15 protein-coding genes and 2 pseudogenes are annotated in these 19,025 nt (G+C 50.2%); 2 read left to right on the forward strand and 15 right to left on the reverse strand.

Annotation, left to right across the window (positions count from 1 at the left end):
• From LN737_RS07550 to ccoS, 11 genes and pseudogenes are all read right to left on the reverse strand, one after another.
• On the reverse strand, positions 1-2,691 hold the full coding sequence (locus tag LN737_RS07550; protein ID WP_405517611.1) for an ABC transporter permease: 2,691 nt from the start codon (positions 2,689-2,691) through the stop codon (positions 1-3).
• The gene (locus LN737_RS07555) at positions 2,688-3,026 is read right to left on the reverse strand and encodes a PadR family transcriptional regulator (protein ID WP_405517613.1); all 339 of its coding nucleotides are present in this window, start codon (positions 3,024-3,026) and stop codon (positions 2,688-2,690) included. Before LN737_RS07555 ends, LN737_RS07550 begins: the two co-directional genes overlap by 4 nt.
• A 184-nt stretch (positions 3,027-3,210) precedes the next feature.
• Positions 3,211-4,137 (reverse strand): bestrophin family protein, encoded by a 927-nt coding sequence (locus LN737_RS07560; protein ID WP_405517615.1) that lies wholly within the window; start codon positions 4,135-4,137, stop codon positions 3,211-3,213.
• Positions 4,138-4,257: 120 nt separating this feature from the next.
• Positions 4,258-4,956 (reverse strand): sulfite exporter TauE/SafE family protein, encoded by a 699-nt coding sequence (locus tag LN737_RS07565; protein WP_405517617.1) that lies wholly within the window; start codon positions 4,954-4,956, stop codon positions 4,258-4,260.
• A gap of 3 nt (positions 4,957-4,959) precedes the next feature.
• On the reverse strand, positions 4,960-5,385 hold the full coding sequence (locus LN737_RS07570; RefSeq protein WP_405517618.1) for a FixH family protein: 426 nt from the start codon (positions 5,383-5,385) through the stop codon (positions 4,960-4,962).
• 87 nt (positions 5,386-5,472) lie between these two features.
• On the reverse strand, positions 5,473-6,081 hold the full coding sequence (locus LN737_RS07575) for a 4Fe-4S dicluster domain-containing protein (RefSeq protein ID WP_405517620.1): 609 nt from the start codon (positions 6,079-6,081) through the stop codon (positions 5,473-5,475).
• Positions 6,024-6,989 (reverse strand): 4Fe-4S binding protein, encoded by a 966-nt coding sequence (locus tag LN737_RS07580; RefSeq protein ID WP_405517621.1) that lies wholly within the window; start codon positions 6,987-6,989, stop codon positions 6,024-6,026. The genes LN737_RS07575 and LN737_RS07580 overlap by 58 nt, the downstream gene beginning before the upstream one ends.
• 78 nt (positions 6,990-7,067) lie before the next feature.
• Positions 7,068-7,910, reverse strand: a complete 843-nt coding sequence (locus tag LN737_RS07585) for a cbb3-type cytochrome c oxidase N-terminal domain-containing protein (RefSeq protein WP_405517623.1) — start codon at positions 7,908-7,910, stop codon at positions 7,068-7,070.
• A gap of 12 nt (positions 7,911-7,922) precedes the next feature.
• Positions 7,923-8,093: a hypothetical protein gene (locus LN737_RS07590; protein WP_405517624.1), complete on the reverse strand. Its 171-nt coding sequence runs from the start codon at positions 8,091-8,093 to the stop codon at positions 7,923-7,925.
• Positions 8,094-8,155: 62 nt separating this feature from the next.
• Positions 8,156-10,365, reverse strand: a pseudogene (gene ccoN / locus LN737_RS07595) (cytochrome-c oxidase, cbb3-type subunit I).
• 21 nt (positions 10,366-10,386) lie between these two features.
• Positions 10,387-10,560, reverse strand: a complete 174-nt coding sequence (gene ccoS / locus LN737_RS07600; RefSeq protein ID WP_405517626.1) for a cbb3-type cytochrome oxidase assembly protein CcoS — start codon at positions 10,558-10,560, stop codon at positions 10,387-10,389.
• A 219-nt stretch (positions 10,561-10,779) separates the two neighbouring features.
• Here ccoS and LN737_RS07605 point away from each other — a divergent pair, with 219 nt between their 5' ends.
• Positions 10,780-11,529 carry an acyl-CoA desaturase gene (locus LN737_RS07605; RefSeq protein WP_405517628.1) on the forward strand — a complete coding sequence of 250 codons (750 nt, stop codon included), beginning with the start codon at positions 10,780-10,782 and terminating at the stop codon, positions 11,527-11,529.
• A 7-nt stretch (positions 11,530-11,536) separates the two neighbouring features.
• Here LN737_RS07605 and LN737_RS07610 read toward each other — a convergent pair whose 3' ends face one another.
• The 3 genes from LN737_RS07610 to LN737_RS07620 all read right to left on the reverse strand — a co-directional run bounded on the left by LN737_RS07610 (position 11,537) and on the right by LN737_RS07620 (position 15,628).
• Positions 11,537-12,184 (reverse strand): thiopurine S-methyltransferase, encoded by a 648-nt coding sequence (locus LN737_RS07610; protein WP_405517629.1) that lies wholly within the window; start codon positions 12,182-12,184, stop codon positions 11,537-11,539.
• A gap of 160 nt (positions 12,185-12,344) precedes the next feature.
• Positions 12,345-14,846 (reverse strand): ABC transporter permease, encoded by a 2,502-nt coding sequence (locus LN737_RS07615; RefSeq protein ID WP_405520338.1) that lies wholly within the window; start codon positions 14,844-14,846, stop codon positions 12,345-12,347.
• Between the two features lie 89 nt (positions 14,847-14,935).
• The gene (locus tag LN737_RS07620; RefSeq protein WP_405517631.1) at positions 14,936-15,628 is read right to left on the reverse strand and encodes an ABC transporter ATP-binding protein; all 693 of its coding nucleotides are present in this window, start codon (positions 15,626-15,628) and stop codon (positions 14,936-14,938) included.
• 100 nt (positions 15,629-15,728) lie between these two features.
• Here LN737_RS07620 and LN737_RS07625 point away from each other — a divergent pair.
• A pseudogene (locus LN737_RS07625) lies at positions 15,729-16,453 on the forward strand (arylesterase).
• Positions 16,454-16,559: 106 nt separating this feature from the next.
• Here the strand turns inward: LN737_RS07625 and LN737_RS07630 are convergent.
• Positions 16,560-19,022, reverse strand: coding sequence for a BamA/TamA family outer membrane protein (locus LN737_RS07630; protein ID WP_405517633.1), 2,463 nt, complete (start codon positions 19,020-19,022; stop codon positions 16,560-16,562).
• Positions 19,023-19,025: the final 3 nt, after the last annotated feature.

Below are 19,025 nucleotides of genomic sequence, written 5' to 3' on the forward strand. Positions count from 1 at the left end.
CTACTCACTACGTAATGATTTTACGGGATTGACCAGAGCCGCTTTGATGCTGTGGAAACTTACGGTAGCTACCGCAATCAGAATGGCAGCCACACCGACCAGCGCGAAAACCCAGATGCTTATGTCAATCCGATACGGATATTCCGCCAGCCATTGGCTCATCAGAAACCAGGTTAATGGCGTAGCAATCGCCAGAGCGATGAGTACCAGCTTAACAAAGTCGCGCGAGAGCAGAAGAACAATACCCGGAATGCTGGCTCCCAATACTTTACGCACACCGATTTCTTTGGTACGTTGTTCGATGGCCATCAGTGCTACGGCAAACAGACCCAGGCAGGATAGCAGAATGGCTATGCCAGATGCAAAGCTGAAAACCTGTGCCATCGAGTCCTCATTGCGGTACCAGGCATCGATGTTTTCGTCCAGAAACGAACCCGTAAACTCGGCTCCTGGCGCTATTTCACTCCAAATGCCCTTCAGTTTTTCCATCGACGTATTCAGGCTTTGTGGCGTAACCCGAACAAAGATGTAGTCGATGGCCTCGGAATTCGACAGGTGCATGGTAATCGGCTTTTTCTCCTGCTGCAACGAATACAGATGATAATCCGGAACCAAACCGATGATTTGATATTTTGTACCTGCTGTATCGGTCTGGAAAAATTTACCGACGGGGTTCTTTTCACCAATCTGTTTGGCCATACTTTCTGTAATAACTACCCGATCCAGTGAGTCGGCGGGATAAGCGGGGTTGAATTCGCGGCCAGCCAGGAGTTTGATATTCAGGGTTTTCAGGTAATCATAATCGACCAGCAGCCAGTCGGTCGAGATTTCTTTTTCTTTATATGTAAACCCAAGCATGGATCTTGACGTACTGCCATCTTTCCCACGTCCCAGATTAACGTTGCTTCCCGAAATGGCTAATACAGTGGGATCACTCGTCAGCTTATTGCGCAGGCGTTGCAGCAACTGCCGACCGCTGTATTTATTGCCAACCGGAATGCTAATGACTTGCTCTTTCTCGAAACCCAGCGGTCTGCTGCGTAGGTAACCAACTTGCTGAATGGCAAAAATGGTGCAGCAGGTTAACAGGCAGGAAATAGTAAACTGCGTAACAATTAACGAGTTACGCAAAAACCCTGGCCGTTTCATGGTGATTTTGCCTTTCAGTACCTCTACTGCGTTGAACTTAGCCATTTGCCAGGAAGGATAACCGCCCGCTACCAACGTAACGAGCAGAAACATCCCGATGATGCCGCCAATAACACCCGGACGAAGCAGGGAATTCAGGTTGATTTTTGCGTTAAACTGCGCGTTAAACGCCGGAACCAGCAGAAAAGCCATCAACGAACCCACCAGAAATCCAACCAGACAGATCAGCGCCGATTCACTCCAGATCTGCACAAACAACTGCTTTTTCAGCGCGCCAAGCGACTTGCGGACACCCACTTCGCGGGCGCGGGTAAACGAGCGGGCAATGCTCAGGTTGATGAAGTTGATGCAGGCAATGGCCAGAATAAAAAAAGCAATTCCCAGCAGCGCGTAGACAACGGCAATAGGTGCGCCTGAGCTGGTTATCTCCCGGTCGAAATGAACATTGGCGAGTTTCTGTAAACGTACTGCTACTAAATCTCCGCGCTCATCGGGCTTAGCGCCCTTCTTCTTCAGTTTCTCCAGATCGTCCGAAAAATACGTTTGGGCGAACGGCTTCAGCCGGTTTTCAAGCGATGCCTGATCGACGTTGGGCGCTACTTTCACATAAGCCTTGTGTGAGAACGCATCCCACTGATCTTTAGCGTTCTGATATGTCGAGGTATTTTCAATTCGGGCTACCATGTCGTACCGGATCGATGAATTATCCGGCGCGTCGGCAAGTACACCCGAAACGATGTATTGTTTTTGATTACCCTTGTTTCCGAGTAATACCGCCTTGCCAATGGGGTCTTCGTTTCCAAAAATGGCTTCAGCCGTTTTCTCGCTGATCACCAAACTGCTAAAGTCCCGAAGTGCCAGATTCCGGTTTCCTTTGAGCATCTGAAACGAAAAAACATTCAGAAAATCGGCATCCACGAAATTAACGGATTTATCCAGATACTTGCCTTTGTACTCGATCAGGCTGCCTTCTGGTAAAATTCTCGTAGCCGCCTGTATTTCTGGGTAGGCCGTCTTTAACGTGGGCGTAAGTGGCATAGGCATTCCCCCGGATCGTTCAGCTTTAGCCGGTTCGTTTTTAAACAGATAGATCTGAAAAATACGGTCGCCATCCTGATGGAAGGAATCGAACGTAAGCTGACGGTAGATCATCTCAAACAGAAACGTACAGACGCAGAACGCTACCGAAAGGCCAACCACATTGACAGCCGCATACCCCTTACTGCGCCAAAGGGTACGGAAAGCGATTTTTAGATAATTACGTAGCATAGACGGATGGAATGATGAGGGTTTTGGGTATTGAGCTTTTTGCGTACGCCGACGTAGCACAAACGGGGGCAATACAGACAGTACATTCAGAACGTAACGGAGACTGGCCTGTGGTTCACCGGCTCGCTGGTACCAGTACGCATACAGTTCATCCAGATCGCCCTGTACTTCTTCGAGTGTTTCAGCCGGATGCAACCAGGCCAGCAGGCGCTCAGCCCAGCGAGGGGGCTGTTTATTCGCACGGTTTGAGTTGTTGGGTTTAACGGAATTCATAGGCCACTAACTTTTAGCTCGTTTGGCGGCATCAATTGCCAAAGCTGACTACGTACCTGCTGAATGTCCTGCAAGGCCCGGCTCCCGAGTGCTGTTACGGAGAATAACCGTTTTCGGCGGCCGCCCCGTTCGGCGGTGGCTCCACCCAGATCTGATGTAACAAAGCCCTTTTCTTCGAGCCGGATGAGCGTGTTATGGACCGTCCCAAAGGTGACCAGTCGCCCGGTATGCTGCTCAATTTCCTGCGATACCGTAACCCCGTAAGCCTGGCCGTCCAGAATGGCTACCATGAGCAAAACGATCTCCTCGAATTCTCCTAAATACGTTCGACGCATAACCCAAAAGCATTAGTCTCTATTTTATCGTACAAATCCACTGCCAAAAATGAAAATCCATCTTAAACGAACGTAATGTCCTGTTTAAGATGGATTCAGGTAGTGAGAATGTCCATAAGCGGACAGCATTCGTCCCCAACCGGACAGGATAGAGAGCATGAATCTCTTATCCCTATGCCCCAGGCTAGTTCACCTTTATATAGTCGACTTCCTGTTTTGGTGCCACGACGGATGAAGAGGGTACGCCCAGAATCTCATGCATATTCCGGCCAATGGTTTGTGCTATCTGGTTGAGGGGTAGGTCGTTGCAATCCAGTCCGAAAGGTTCTTCAATTTCGTCGCCGATCATCTCAATACCGATCAGTGCATACGCGGCCAGCGTAGTGGCGGGTATGGCGAAATAGCCGTATGTTTCGACCAGCACAAACGGGATTAACAGCACATAAACCGTAATGAATAGCTTGATGAAGAAACTATACGAAAATGGAATTGGGGTCTTTTTGATACGTTCACAGGAACCCGTAATATCGAGCAATGCCTGATGATAAAGCCGGATTGTAATCAGATCCGCATCGTTGACAATATTATCCTGACGTAACGTCTGGATTCGACGCAATAACAAAGCCGCAATCCGGCTGGGAATATGACCGTATTGTGACAGCGTTTGAAGTTCTCCATCGCCTGTGTCTTCGAGTTCAGCCATATCGACCCCGTTACGTAAATGACCTTTAAGTGCCAGCGCGAAATTAGCTAGTGTGCTGGCGAAATAAGTTCGGTTTGCTTTAGCCTCATCGGGTAAAAGCGAATCGAGTAAAACAGCCAGATTTCGGCTGTAATTGACCAGCGAACCCCATTGCCGACGTCCTTCCCAGAATCGGTCATAGGCCGTATTGGTACGAAATACCAGCAATAAACTGAGCGTAATACCCAAGAGAGAGAACAGCGTACCGTCGAATGGGAGGTTGACGACGATCAGATGCTGATCAATGAGTGTGAGCAGGATTCCGTAAAGGCTCACAAACGCGACGCGCCGTAGAAGTACCCGTATACTGAAACTGGTATGAAAATGCCTGAGGGCTCCCGCCCAATCTTTTGCCTGATAGATAATCACTGGTATAGAGGAAGATGGTTGTATTAACGCCTTTTTAATGGAGTCAATATACACATTCAACCTCTAATTCATAGAATCTCGACCAGGTTTTACTAGTCAGGAAGATAGTTCAACGGCTACTCATTTACCCGTAATGAACCCATGACAGAGGGGAATCACATCGGCTGGTGAAATGGGTAGGGAATAGTTCGCTAAGCCGCGGCCAATCAGCAATACAGCTACAACGACCGTAGCGATAGAAAGTACCCGGCCTAATCGTTGGTACCCCAAAACGCCTAACCAACTGATTGCCAGATTGACACTAAGTAAGGCAGGAAGTGTACCCAATCCGAAAAGCAACATATACGAAGCGCCAGCCAGTGGGGTGTTGGTGGCTAATGTTCCGGCTAGTGCCAGGTATGTAAAACCGCATGGAAGCAGGCCATTCAATACGCCCAATCCGGCAAAACCAATCCATCCCGGTTGTTGCAGCGTTTCCCGAAAGAGCTTGGTTACCTGATTGTTGAGCCAGGGCCAGCGCATACGGGCAGGCAGCGCTTTTCGCCAGACAAAACTTGCCAGTAGAATGACCCCGCTGATAACTGCTAAGGGCCGTTGCCAGCCAATTAGATGCAGGCCAAAACTCATGGTACCCGCCAGCGCACCCAAACAACTATAGGTTGCAATACGTCCGGCATGGTACAAACCAACGGCTTGCCAACGCTGATTATAGGGTAACCGCCCAACAGGTAAGGCTGCCACCAACGGACCACACATACCTACGCAATGCAGACTGCTAATCAGGCCGGTCAGGAAAGCGGTAGCAAGCCAGGGCGACATGGTTTATAGAAAAATTTGTTCCTCTTTGTAATACTCCCGCTGCCCATCCGACCAGGTAAACTGCACGCGCCAGTTGCCTTTGGCTAAGGAACTGGTTGAAACAACCTGTTGGGCAGGATGTTCGGCCGGAATCGAAACCCGGAAATCCTGCTGACGGTCGCCAGGGCGGTAAAAGATGATTTCACCTTTCTGAAGCGAATTCGGTAGCGCAAACACAACCTGCTGCTGGTTGGCCTGATACGTTATAGTTGCCGACGAATTATGCCGGGCGTTGCTAACCCGGTTGATGTGTTGCTGAAATTCAAGCTCGTTCTGGTAATAATTTTCACTTACCAAATCGACGCGCTGACGAGTCATCCGGTACACCAACGTACCGATGAATCCGGCAAACACAACAAACACAAGAACAATTGATTTTCCCCAGTTCATAAAATTTTGAATTGTTGAATGATTGAATTGTTGAATTGTTGAATGATTGAATTGCTCCAGAGTTTAACTATTCAATCATTCAACAATTCAATCATTCGATCCTTGTACCGGTCCCAGAAAGGTTGTTTTGACTTTATCGAGGACAACCCCTTCGGAAATTATTTCGACAGTAAGTTTCGTACTGCTTTCGCGGATTGATTTCTCGGGAAGCAGAATAAAGAACATGCCTTTCGTTAATTCGTCGGCAGGTACGTTTGCGATAGGCTGCACCATTCGCAACTGAGCACCCGGGTAATCGACCCGGAACGTAACGGGCTTGCTCTGATGCGTTTTGTTGACCAGTTCGACCAGATACAGGTTCGATACCAGAGCCTCACGGTTGCCTTTAGCCGCTTCTCGCTGAAACAGTTGACCCGGTGCCCGAAGTAGCGTTGTATCAAGGTCATTACGGCTCGTCAGCAGAAACGCCCAGACGCCCATAAGCAACACCAAAACAAGGCTATACCCAATCATCCGGGGCGTTATGCGCCAGGGACGGCTGTTTTGAACCCCATCCAGCGAATCGTAACGGATAAGCCCGCGCGGCCGACTGATTTTATCCATTACGTCATCGCAGGCATCCATGCAAAGGGTACAGCTCACACATTCCATCTGAATGCCGTTACGTATGTCGATTCCCGTTGGGCAGACCTGCACACACAGTTTACAGTCGATGCAATCGCCTTTGGGTGTAGAGCCAGAAGCAAGGGGCAGAGGAAAGGGAACAGAAAAGTTAGCGCCATGCGCCCCGCTCCGCGCTTTCGGTTCTCTGCCTCTTTCCCCTCGCTCCTTCTTTCCCGTGGTTCCCCACGGACATCATCATAGGTAACAACCATCGATTGCTTATCCAGCAATACACTTTGCAGACGGCCATACGGGCAGATCGTCGTACAAACAATTTCGCGCACGTAAGCGAACACGGCGTAGAAAACCCCCGTGAAAATCAGAATAGATGCCAACCCGCCAAGGTGATTGATGGGGTTATCCGTCATGATCGTCAGCAAGGCATCTTTCCCGACCAGATAAGCCAGAAACGTATTACTGATAGCAAACGAAATCAGAAAGAAAATGCTGTGTTTCGCCGTCTTCTTCAGGATTTTCTCGGTTGTCCAGGGGGCTGCGTCGAGTCGTTTGCGGGCGTTCTGATCGCCTTCAATCCAGATCTCAATTCTCCGGAAAACCATTTCCATGAAAATTGTCTGGGGGCAAGCCCAGCCACAGAAGACACGCCCATAGACAACCGTAAACAGGGCAATGAAGACAATGAATACCAGCAGCCCGATGGCAACCAGATAAAAATCCTGCGGCCAGAACGTAACGCCGAAAAAGTTAAACTTCCGTTCGAGAACGTTGAAAAGAAAAAGTGGCTGGCCGTTGTGCGTCAGAAACGGTCCGGCAAACAAAGCGGTAAGCAAAACCCAGGCTACCACCGTGCGCCAGCGATAGTAGCGCCCTTTTACCACGCGTGGATAAAGCCACTTTCGTTTGTTGTCAGTGGTATACGTAACGGGTTGAGGTGGAGCGTTGAGTTGAGGAGTCATTAGCTTGTTGTTGGAATTGGTCATTCGGTAGTTGTCGGTATAACGCTCAGCTTCCTGAGTGGCTAAACCAGTGACGAGTACCCAATGACCAATGACGTTAGATCACTGCATGGCCACTTTGGGAGTTGCTGCTACTGCTGGCGTTACTTTCTCGCCCTGAGGCTCTTTTCCGCCAGCAGGTTTGGTGCCCTGCAGCGATAGTACGTAGCTGGATACCTGCTGAATCTGAAGCGGATTTAGCTGTTTCTTCCACGAAATCATACCCTTTTCAGGAATGCCTTCCGTAATGGTGTGAAACACATCCTTGACATGCCCACCATGCAGCCAGTACTCGTCTGTCAGGTTGGGGCCTACGACACCCTCTGCTTTCTGGCCGTGGCAGGCTGTGCAATATTGATTGAAAAGCACTTTTCCCGATTCAACGCCTTTTTTGTCAGTAAGTAACGTAACGGTATTTTCGTTGATTTTGCCCGCTACAAGCTTCACGTAGGCTTCGCGTTGTTTTTCAGCGATGGCTACTTCCTGTTTATATTCCTGCTCCATGGTATTGCCATTGCCAATGACATGGAAGATCAGCAGATAAATTACTGCAAAGCCGATTGTGCTGTAAAACAGACCCATGAACCAGGGTGGGGTTGGGTTGTCGAGTTCGGCAATGCCATCGTAGGCATGCTCGAGCATCAGGTCTTTTTCCTGACTAAGGGCGTGTAACCCAGCCCACCGTTGCCAGGTCGAACGAGTATCAACTGGCTGTGTTTTGGCCTCCGATTCTGGTGCTAGTATTTTACGCAGAATATAAGCCAGATACAGCGTTATGGCCAATAATAGGCCAACAGCGACGGCCACGAACATAATCGCGACCATCCACAGCAGATCTTCGCCCGATGTGAGGTTCCAGATCGACTTTTCAGCCGGATCGACGAAAAAATTTAAGAGAGGGTTCATTGTGTGTGTCGATTAATCGTCGGTGGATTCGTCCAGCGGCAAGTTGCTCATCTGGCGGAGGTGGCGCTTGTCGGCAAAAACCAGATACAGGCCAACCAGTATGAAAAAGGCGAAAAACGTCAGGAACGAGCCAACCATGTAGACGTCTGCCCCCGGGATTCTTGAGATGAATTGTTTAAACATAGCTTTCAGGAAGGATGATGAATGATGAAGCACAACAGCAGCTATTCATCATTCATAATTCATCATTTATTTATCGTTTCCATTTTCTTAATATCCGTTCCCAGCCGCTGGAGATAGGCAATAAGCGCTACGATTTCGCGGTCGGGCTTGACATTGATCCCTTCTTTTGCGAGCTGAGCACTTACGGCGCTGGCTTGCCGTTTCAGATCATCATTGGCGTAAGCAACCGTCAGGTCAGCGTAAGGAACCCCCACTTTTTGCAGCGCCCCCAGCTTGGCAGATGTATTCGAGATGTCTAGTTCCTGTGTAATCAACCACGGATAGGCTGGCATAATCGAGCCCGGCGACATAGACGTTGGATCGTTCATGTGGTGATAGTGCCAGGAGTCGGGGTATTTACCCCTTCACGGTGCAGATCTGGCCCGGTACGTTTGCTTCCCCACAGAAAGGGGTGGTCGTACACAAATTCCCCAGCTTTGGAATACTCACCGTAGCGTTCGGTTTCGGAGCGGAACGGACGTACCATCTGACTGTGGCAATTCACGCAGCCCTCCCGGATATACAGGTCGCGTCCCTGAACTTCGAGCGCCGTATAAGGCTGCACAGACGGAATTGACGGTACGTTCGATTTCACCATGAAGGTTGGAATCAGTTCGATCATCGAGCCAATCAGAATTACAACCAGCGATCCAACCAGCAGGGGGAACGGTTTGCGCTCCAGCCAGCGGTGCCAGAACGTATCGGACCCGGTTGGCTGATAGGCTTTCGCCAGGGCTGGCGCTTCGGCCTCTTCATTGATCACCAGTTTACCGGCGGCCATTGTTTTGAAGAGGTTGTAAGCCATCAGAATAGCACCCAGCAAATACAGCGTACCGCCCAGCGCCCGCATCATGTGCATCGGCAGAATTTGCAGCGTCGTTTCGAGGAAGGTCGGGTATTTGAGTACACTTTCATTCGTAAACTCCTTCCACATCATCCCCTGCGTAAAGCCCGATATGTACATCGGAATGGCATAGAACAGAATACCCAGCGTGCCGATCCAGAAATGGAAATTCAGCAGTTTCTTTGAATAGAGTGGGGTGCGGTACATGCGCGGAATGAGCCAGTACAGCATCGCGAAGGTCAGGAAGCCGTTCCATCCCAGCGCCCCAACGTGTACGTGTGCAACAATCCAGTCGGTAAAGTGGGCGATTGCGTTTACGTTCTTGAGCGACAGCATCGGCCCTTCAAACGTAGCCATCCCGTAGGCTGTCAGACCGACAACCATAAATTTGAGAATTGTGTCTTCGCGAACTTTGTCCCAGGCACCCCGTAATGTCAGTAGGCCGTTGATCATACCACCCCACGACGGAGCAATCAGCATGATGGAAAACACGACACCCAGCGACTGTGCCCAATCGGGTAATGACGAATACAGCAAATGGTGCGGTCCTGCCCAGATATAAATAAAAATCAACGCCCAGAAGTGCAGGATTGACAGTCGATAGGAGTAAACAGGCCGGTTTGCCATTTTAGGCAGAAAGTAATACATCATGCCCAGGTAAGGTGTCGTCAGGAAGAAAGCCACCGCATTGTGACCGTACCACCACTGCACCAGCGCATCCTGTACACCCGCGTAGAGGTAATAGCTTTTGAGAAAGCTTACCGGCATCTCGAACGAGTTAACAATGTGTAGCACGGCAACCGTAACGAACGTAGCGATGTAGAACCAGATGGCGACGTACAGGTGGCGCTCACGACGTTTGATAATCGTACCGAACATATTAATGCCAAATACCACCCAGATCAGCGTAATGGCAATGTCTATCGGCCATTCGAGTTCGGCGTATTCGTGCGAAGTGGTAATGCCCAGTGGCAACGTAGCCACCGCCGACAGAATGATAAGCTGCCAGCCCCAGAAGTGAATTTTGCTTAGTAGCGAACTAAACATCCGGGCTTTGCAAAGCCGTTGGAGAGAATAATAAACGCCCATGAAAATGGCGTTGCCCACAAAAGCAAAAATCACGGCATTGGTGTGCAGCGGCCGAATGCGGCCGAAGGTCGTGTACTGGTTGCCGAGGTTGGCCGCTGGGGCAAACAACTGCGTAGCAACGATTACCCCCACGAGCATCCCGATGACGCCCCACAGGATTGTGGCAATGGCAAAATCACGGACAATCTTATTGTCGTAAGCGAAACGTTCCACGGCCGTTCCGCTACCCGGCGGCTGCTGGCCAATAGCCTCCCGATCCGGCGAGATAATGGTGAGTGGGTTTTTTAGAGAAACATTCATAATGAACGAATACAGGTATAACTATGCATTTAATTGAGTTTCTGGTGTGTCGGGCGCGTCGTCTTCGAGTAGTATCCGGATGGACGGTGTGTAGAGATCGTCCTGTTGCCCGGTTTTCATTGACCAGAAAAACGCACCCAGAAATGTGAGCGCCATCGTTAAGCTGATGCCGATCATGAAGAAGATAATACTCATCGCCTTGTCGGTTTGCAGGCTCAAAATTGAGGAGCTCAGGAGGGGGAGCCTATGAGTTTAATCAGGCGTTTAGCTGATTTGGAAGCGTTTTCAGGCCGCTTGAGAAACGTCAGCTGATCGCCTGATGCGTATCAGGAAGGTGGGCAGAGAAGGCGCTCAATTTTGTGCCCAAAACTACGGCTCTGGCAAAATCACCCCGGTCAGGCGTCTTCTTATTCTATGATTATTATCGCTTTTTTTCTTGCGCACTGGTACCTGTCGGTACTGATGCAAACACTCTTTCTCCACCGGTATGCCGCTCACCAGATGTTTACAATGAGCAAAGGCTGGGAGAAAGTCTTTTACGTGCTGACGTTTATTGCGCAGGGTTCCTCGTTTCTGAGTCCGCGGGCGTATGGTATCATGCACCGTCTGCACCATGCCCACGCCGACACGGAGGATGATCCGCACTCGCCGGAGTTTTCCAAAAATCTGTTCGATATGATGTGGAAAACGCGGACTTATTACAACGACATTCTGAACAACCGGGATTCTATTCCGGCCAAATTCAAAAAAGGAGTGCCTAACTGGGAGTTTATGGAATGGCTGGGCGATCGCTGGCCGGTGCGGCTGGCCTGGGGAACGGCTTATACGCTCTTCTATATCCAGTTCGCTACGTCACCCTGGCTATTTCTGCTGCTGCCGGTTCAGTTTCTGATGGGACCGGTTCATGGTGCCATCATCAATTGGTATGCACATCGCTACGGCTATACTAATTTTGTCGTAAACGATACGGCTAAAAATCTGCTGCCGTTCGACTTTCTGATGATGGGTGAATCCTACCACAACAATCACCATAAGTACGGTGGTCGGGCTAACTTCGGCGGGTTCCGCTGGCACGAATTCGATCCAGCTTATCCGTTATTGAAACTGCTTAACGCCCTCCACATTGTGAAGCTACGTGCTGGGCGCGATGAAGCGTATATGTGAGAATTATTCAGCAAAGCTCATACAGCTTATGCATCAGAAAGGCGTGCTCCAATGGATGTGAGCGATTACGATGCGCATCATGGCTCCCCAGACCTGGTTTTTCAACATGGTCGATGGCGTAGTTTGGATAATAGCTGGCTACCTCATCCTGCGTAACGCTACGAAGAGAATCTTGCGCTTTGTGCAACGTATCATCGAGCGTATTAAGAAAATTCAGAGCGCCTACCGGTATTAATCGCTCCAGTACCTGCCGGTACTTCATGCGTAATATCGGTGGGAACTCTGCCAGTGCTCCCCGATCATAAACAATATCGATCAGGCCAAGATCGGCGGGCTTTAGGCTAAAAATGTCGCAGCAGATAAGCGTCAGATTTCCGGAGATAAATCGGTTTCCGATCCGTTTATACAGCCGTTCGTTTTCATCGAAAAATTGAAGGATCGTTTTTTCTTCAATCTCAACGCCAATCACCCGATGGGCGAACTCACTGAAATACAATAGGTCGAAACTTTTTCCGCAGAGAGGCATAAACACCGATTTGCCTTCCAGCGAAAAAGGAGACAGATGTTTTACGGCGTAGGGATGAATATCCTGTCGTCGAAAGCCAGCGTAGTTGCGGTTCAATTCCCAGGAATTGAACCAGAAAATTTCTTCCATGATGGTGTGTACGAGGTAGCGTAGTTTTGGTGCCGCAAAGGTCCGACACAATCCGTCAGGTTCTTAGCGCGTATCTACGGCTTTTCATCCCCGTATTTTCCCCTTTTCAGAAAACCATACACTACGGAAAACTACGTACTAGCCGATCTGGAAAACGGCATTAACCCTCCGCACGCAGTACGTCGAGGGGTGGGCGAACTAATACCTCACGGCTGTTGAACAGGCCAATGACAATCGTCAGTGTTGTAACAACGCTCGCTACCACCACCAGCGGCAGAACATTCGGACGGTAGGGTACCTCAAAAACGAACTGCGCCAGCGCCCACGTACCGAATACCGAGAGAAGAATACCCGATAAAGATGCCAGTAACCCTAAAAGCCCATATTCCAGCGCTGTAATGCGAAGAATCTGAGCCCGGCTGGCACCGAGTGTTCGGAGTAAAACACTCTCGCGCAACCGCTGGTACTTACTGATAACGACCGAACTAGCCAGCACCAGAAGCCCCGTCAGAATACTAAACAGCGCCATAAACTGGATCACAAATGAAATCTGATCGAGAATGTCGTCGATTGTTTTCAGAATCAGGCCCAGGTCGATGGCTGATACGTTAGGAAAACGGCTAACCAGCTCTCGCTGCAATTGAGCCGACGTCTGGTTGTTCGGCACTTTCGTCATCAATACATGAAACTGCGGTGCCTGTTCCAGAACGCCCGACGGAAAAACAACCAGAAAGTTGGTTTGCACCCGGTTCCAGTCAACTTCCCGCGTACCGGCCACAATGGTTTGAATGGCAGCACCCTGTACGTTGAAGTTGAGTGTGTCACCAAGTTTAACGCGGAGACGGTCGTAGAATCCTTTCTCGATAGTGATATACACAGCTCCATCGGCCTGATACGCACTTTTCCCGGACGTTAATTTCTCCGACGATATCAGTGAATCGCGGTACGTTACGCGGTATTCACGCGTAAACGCCCAGTTCGGGGTTTTGAACGTAGTGTCCTTTCGGTTTACTGCTGTCGATTTGCCGTTGATGTCGGCCAAACGCATGGTCACCACCGGCACTTCCTGCAGAATCGGCAGTTTCGCGCTTTTCACCAGCGAGCGCACGCCCGAAAGTTGTTCGTTTTGAATATCGAACAGCACCATGTTGGGCTGTTTGCCACTTCCCGACAATTCAACTCTGCCCAGCAGTAAACCCTGCGTCAGATATAAGGTAGCGATCAGGAAAGCGCCAAGCCCAATCGACGTAACCAGAATGAGTGTCTGATTATTTGGCCGATAAAGATTGGCCAGACTTTGCCGCCAAACGTAACTCCAGGAGGACGGAAAAAAACGTCGTACAAGCCAGATCAATCCTAGGCCGAGCAGGGTTAAGATACCGAATGCTACGACTAAGCCCCCGGTGAAACCAATCGCCAGCAAGAAATTCCGGGTTTGCAGGTACGCAAATCCGATGATGAAACCAACAACCAGCAGATAGACCAGCCAGCGAAAGGGGTCGCGCCCGGCGAGGTCGCCTTCGTATGAGGAACGAATAGCCCGTAGGGGTGATACATTACGTATGGTAAGCAGCGGAAGCAGCGAGAACAGCACCGAAATTAACAGGCCCGTTCCGATGCCACTCAAAATAGCCGGTCCCGATAAGGCCGTATCGACCGTTACCGGCAGAAAATTGCCAAAAACACGCGGTAGGATCAGCTGGACAGCCGAACCAACGAAAGCCCCAACCGTCGCTCCTATCAGCCCCATTAAAGCCGTCTGGATCAGATAAATCAGAAAAGCCTGCCGTCCGCTCGCGCCGAGGGTCCGAAGAATAGCAACCGAGGCCACTTTTTCTTTCACGTAAAGCTGTACGGCACTGGCAACACCCACACAACCCAGCAACAGAGCGACAAAAGCCACCAGACTCATGTACTTGGTTAGGTCGGCGAAGGAGCGGCCTGTTTGCTTTTTGCGCCCCTCAACGGTGTCGTAGTTAACGCCTTCTTTATCCAATCGGGCGGCCAGTGGCTTTATGTATTTTTCAACATCAGTGCCGGGAGCAAACTGGTAGTAGTATTTGTAAGTTACCCGGCTTCCGCGCTGCAGCAGTCCTGTACGTTGAAGAAATTGATTGGGAAGAAAAACGGTGGGCGCTACGGTTGAGGCTACAGCAGCCTGACCCGGTGTTTTGGTAACCCGACCGGCAATCAGAAACGACAGATTGCCCACTCGTACCGAATCGCCGGGTTGTGCGCCAAGCTGAACCAACAGCGCATCATCGACCAGAGCGACGCGCTGGGTTGTCTGCCGAAACGTTTGAATCGCCGATGCCGGTTCTACTTCCCACGTACCGTAATACGGAAAATTGCCTTCCAGCCCCTTTACCTGTGCCAGCCGAACACCGCCCGTTTTCGGAATGGAAACGAGCGAAGGAAATGACACTTCATAAGCCCGGTCCCGACCGATGGTTTTCGTCAGTTGCTGCATGGGGCGGGACGGCGGGCGATTCCAGGAAAGGGTCAGGTCAGCACCCAGGAGTTCGCGGGCCTGGTCGTCGATGCTGCGCGCCAGATTGTCGCCAAACGAATTGATGGCGACCAGCGCTGCGATGCCGAGCACGATAGCCGACATAAACAGCAGTAACCGCTGCCGACTCCGGCGACTGTCGCGCCATGCCATTTGAAAAAGCCAAGACATAATTAATTATCGAATTGTCGAATGACTGAATTGTTGAATGAGAAGCATGGGGAAAGTGGCTCGAATGATAGTCAATCATTCAATAATTCAGTCATTCGATCATTAACCACCGTTCCTCCTTTGATACGTATGATGCGTTGAGTGCGGGAGGCTAATTCCAGATCGTGCGTAACGAGTACAAGCGTAGTACCGGCTTCCCGGTTGAGTTCAAACAGCAAATCGACGACCGTAGCGCTGGTTTCTGCATCGAGGTTACCCGTGGGTTCATCGGCGAACAAAAGTTTTGGGCGGTTGGCAAAGGCCCGCGCCAGTGAAACCCGCTGCTGCTCACCGCCTGACAGTTGGGTAGGGTAGTGGTGCCCACGCTGGCCAAGCCCCACACGTTCGAGCAGGGCTTGCGCCGTTTTGGCAGCCCCCTTTTCGCCACGGAGTTCGAGCGGCACCATTACGTTCTCAAGAGCCGTAAGGGTAGGCAGCAACTGAAAGTTCTGAAAAATAAAACCAACATGCTGATTTCGGAGGGCCGCCCGCTGATCTTCGCTGAGCGTATCCAGCCGGACATCATTCAGATAAACGCTCCCCGACGATGCGCGGTCTAAACCGGCACACAAACCCAGCAGGGTCGTTTTGCCGCTACCCGATGGTCCGACAATGGCGAACGTATCGCCTGGTTCGAGGGTGAAATTAACGCCGTGCAATACGGTCAGCTCACGCCCACCGCTTGAATAGGTTTTTGTCAGATTTTCGACGCGCAGAATACTCATTGGAACAAAAAACGGTTGACACTGCTTTTTTAACGTAGCGTCGGCGAAACGCCTGATTTGCTTTATGCTACGTTTACATGAACTAACCGCTTCAATCTTTATGAAGTTCTCTCAACTTGCGCAAACACCGTATTCTGTGATAAGTGGTTTAATGCTGCTCCTAACGGTTTGTGGATGTGGCTCATCTGATACAAAAACCAGTTCCAAATCCGATACAACTTCCGCTACGGCTGCGTCTGCAGAAACGGAAGTCCCAAAAGCCTCAAAAAAACAACTGGTGCTTTTTTATGGCAACAGCCTGACGGCGGGCTACGGTGTTGAGCCTTCGCAGGCGTTCCCGGCATTGGTCGGGCAGAAGATCGACTCAGCCGGATTAAACTACCAGGTTGTCAATGCCGGGTTGAGTGGTGAAACCACAGCTGGAGGAAAAAGCCGAATCAGCTGGGTTATGCGTCAGCCGGTAGCCGTATTTGTACTCGAACTGGGTGGCAACGATGGCCTTCGGGGACTACCCTCTCGGCAACCCGTCAAAATTTGCAGGCTATCATGGATACCGTTCGTCGCAAAAGTCCACAGGCAACTATCGTTCTGGCGGGTATGCAGATTCCGCCTAATATGGGTACAAGCTACACTCGTGAGTTCCGCGGGTTATTTAAGGAGTTAGCCGATAAGAATAAAGCAATCCTGATTCCGTTCCTGCTCGAAGGTGTGGGTGGGGTTCCCAAACTGAACCAGCCAGACGGTATTCATCCGACACCCGCAGGCCATAAACTTGTAGCCAATACCGTATGGCGTGTACTTCAGCCGGTCTTGGTACAGGATTAAGTTCGTGCTGAATGGCTAATGAATTGATAAGGCTTTGTAGTACCGACCGAGACGATCGGCGCTACAGGCTGTTGCCCTAACAACAGGTTGATATTGGTCGCGTTACTCAGAACGGATAACCGATGGCAATGTTGAAGATCAGGTTCTGTTTTCGCCAGTCGCTGCTTCCGAAGGCAAAATCCTTAATAACCCATTCGCTGCCATTGGTCTGATAAGGCTTACGTAATGGCGTTGCCAGATCAAAACGAACCAGGAAGTACGACAGGTCAATTCGAAGGCCCAGGCCCGAACCGACCGCGATTTGTTTGTAGAACTGGGGCGTAAAATTCTCCTGGTTTCCCTCGAAAGATTCAATGTTATAGTACGTCCAGACGTTACCCGCATCGACAAACACCGCGCCTTCCAGGTATTTGGTGAACTTGACACGTAGCTCCGTATTGGCTTCCAGCTTAATATCGCCCCCGCCGTCCTGAAATAAAGGCAGGTTTCGAATGGTGTCGCGCGTGAACAGACCGGGCCCGATAGCACGGGGTCGGAACGCCCGAATGCTGTTGCTCCCGCCCACGAAATACTGTTTGGTAAACGGTAGCTGGTAGCCTTTGTAATTACCGTAGGGTGCCCCTAAGCCTGCAAAGAACCGGTTTGCCCAGGTTATGTTTTTGCTTAGTTTGCGATAGAAGCGCGCATCGGCATCGATTCGGAAATACTGTGCATAAGGCACGCCAAAAACGCCATTTCGTGGGTCAGTCTCTAACTGTTTGCGAAAGAGTAAGCTTGCCAGGTTACCAGCCACTTCGACATTAGCCGTTAGCCGGAACGTATTGGGTGAAGAAGAACGGGGCGATGAATTGAAGTTCAGCGTGTAAAGCGAACTCAAAATAAGCTGATCGGATTTGAAAACAGTAGTTTGATATTGCTGCTTAATAATTTCAGGAATGTCCGGGTCGAGCAAAATATCATACACACGGTCGCCCACACTATTCAGTGGTACGTAAACGTAGTTGGCGCTGAATGGCTGAAAGACGTGCTCAAGCTGCTGACTCTGCCGCCAGGCGTACCCGAATGTTGTCTGAAAGGAATTGATTCGATACAAATCTCCCCGGATAATAGTCTGGTATCCAGCGGTGATATTGGTTTTGGGAAGTGCCTGCCGCTGGTCATAATTCAGGCGTACGGGGCTCACTAACCGCGGAAAACTGAGTGTAGCGTCAAGCCCCAACCGGTAATTCGTTACGCCCTGATCACCCGCCCCAACCTGAAATTCTATGCCCGCGTTACCATTAATAGTCAGTAACTCCGCTCGTCGGAGTGCATTCCGGTTTCGCCAGCTCAGAATCAATTGAGAGCCATTAAAATTGTTTGAGCGCGACGTACCATCTACTTCTACACGTACCGACTTTTTAGGGTAGGGAGTTAGGTAGTAATGCGCATCCAGTACGGCTGAGTCGCCCTGTTGTGAGGGTTCAAAGCGGTTTCTGACAAATTTAAACGCACCCACATTAATAAATCGCGAGAGGGTTAAATCCTGCATCCGGCTGTTATAGCGTCGTCCTGGCTTCACCGTCACAATGTCGCGGAAAAGTTTTGGATTGAACAGATGGGTGGAGTCGACCACTAAAAACTGTTCTTCGGTCTGGACGGCTGTGCTTTGATTTGTATCCTGCTGCGCCGTGGAAATGTTGTAATTCGGGTAAATGAATACATTACGTATCGAGTATGGAACCCCGGCCGCTTCGGGCATATCGGGCTTGATATAGAAATACAGATCGGTCTTGTGCGCTACGGAGTCATTATCAGCCAGTACGCCAAGGTAGTCGGTAAGGAAATAATAAAAACCACGTTGCTTGATAGCCTGGCTAATTCGCTCGCGCTCTATCTTGATGTTATCGAACCGGTAGGGATCACCTTTTTTGAAAACAGTACGTTTCGCCGACAATAGAAGTGCTTTCCGAACCGGTGTAGAATCGACCACGAACCCGATGGAATCTAGGTGAAAGCGTTGTTTCAGGTTAACATCGAAAACGCCCCGCGCCTTATAACCGCTCTCCTTCAGCGATCCGGTAACGGTAGAGCCAAAGTACCCTTCATTTTGAAGAGAGGCTTCAAAGATGGGAATGTTCGATGAAATCGCTTTCGCACTTGCTAAAATAGGTTCCTCGCCAAACTTACGTCGGAACCAGGCTCGAAACCCGTTCCGTTTTGGCTCTCCGAAGAGATAGTACAGGCCAACTTTATACGGAAAGCCAAACAATTGTTTGTTGGGTCTTGGGCGGGATAGCTCTTCCAGGTTCTCCGTAAGCGCTGTCTGTTCGTCCTGCGGTACCGTCGAGTCTGCCTTCATGATGATATCAGAACCCATGTACAGCCGCTCGTTGGCTGGTAAATGTTTACCGATGTTACAGCCGTTGAGCAGAAAAGCTATCAGCAAAATGCAGAGAGCATGGGCAAGGTAACGAGAGTGGGTAGGAATGGGCGTATTGAGTAAAGGATTATCGGTGTTTGGGTACGCTTTCTGACGAGCCCAGACACGGGTACTGAAATCAATAAGCACATTTACTAAATACGTCATAAT

Source organism: Spirosoma sp. KNUC1025, from assembly GCF_045160025.1.
Taxonomy (GTDB): domain Bacteria; phylum Bacteroidota; class Bacteroidia; order Cytophagales; family Spirosomataceae; genus Spirosoma.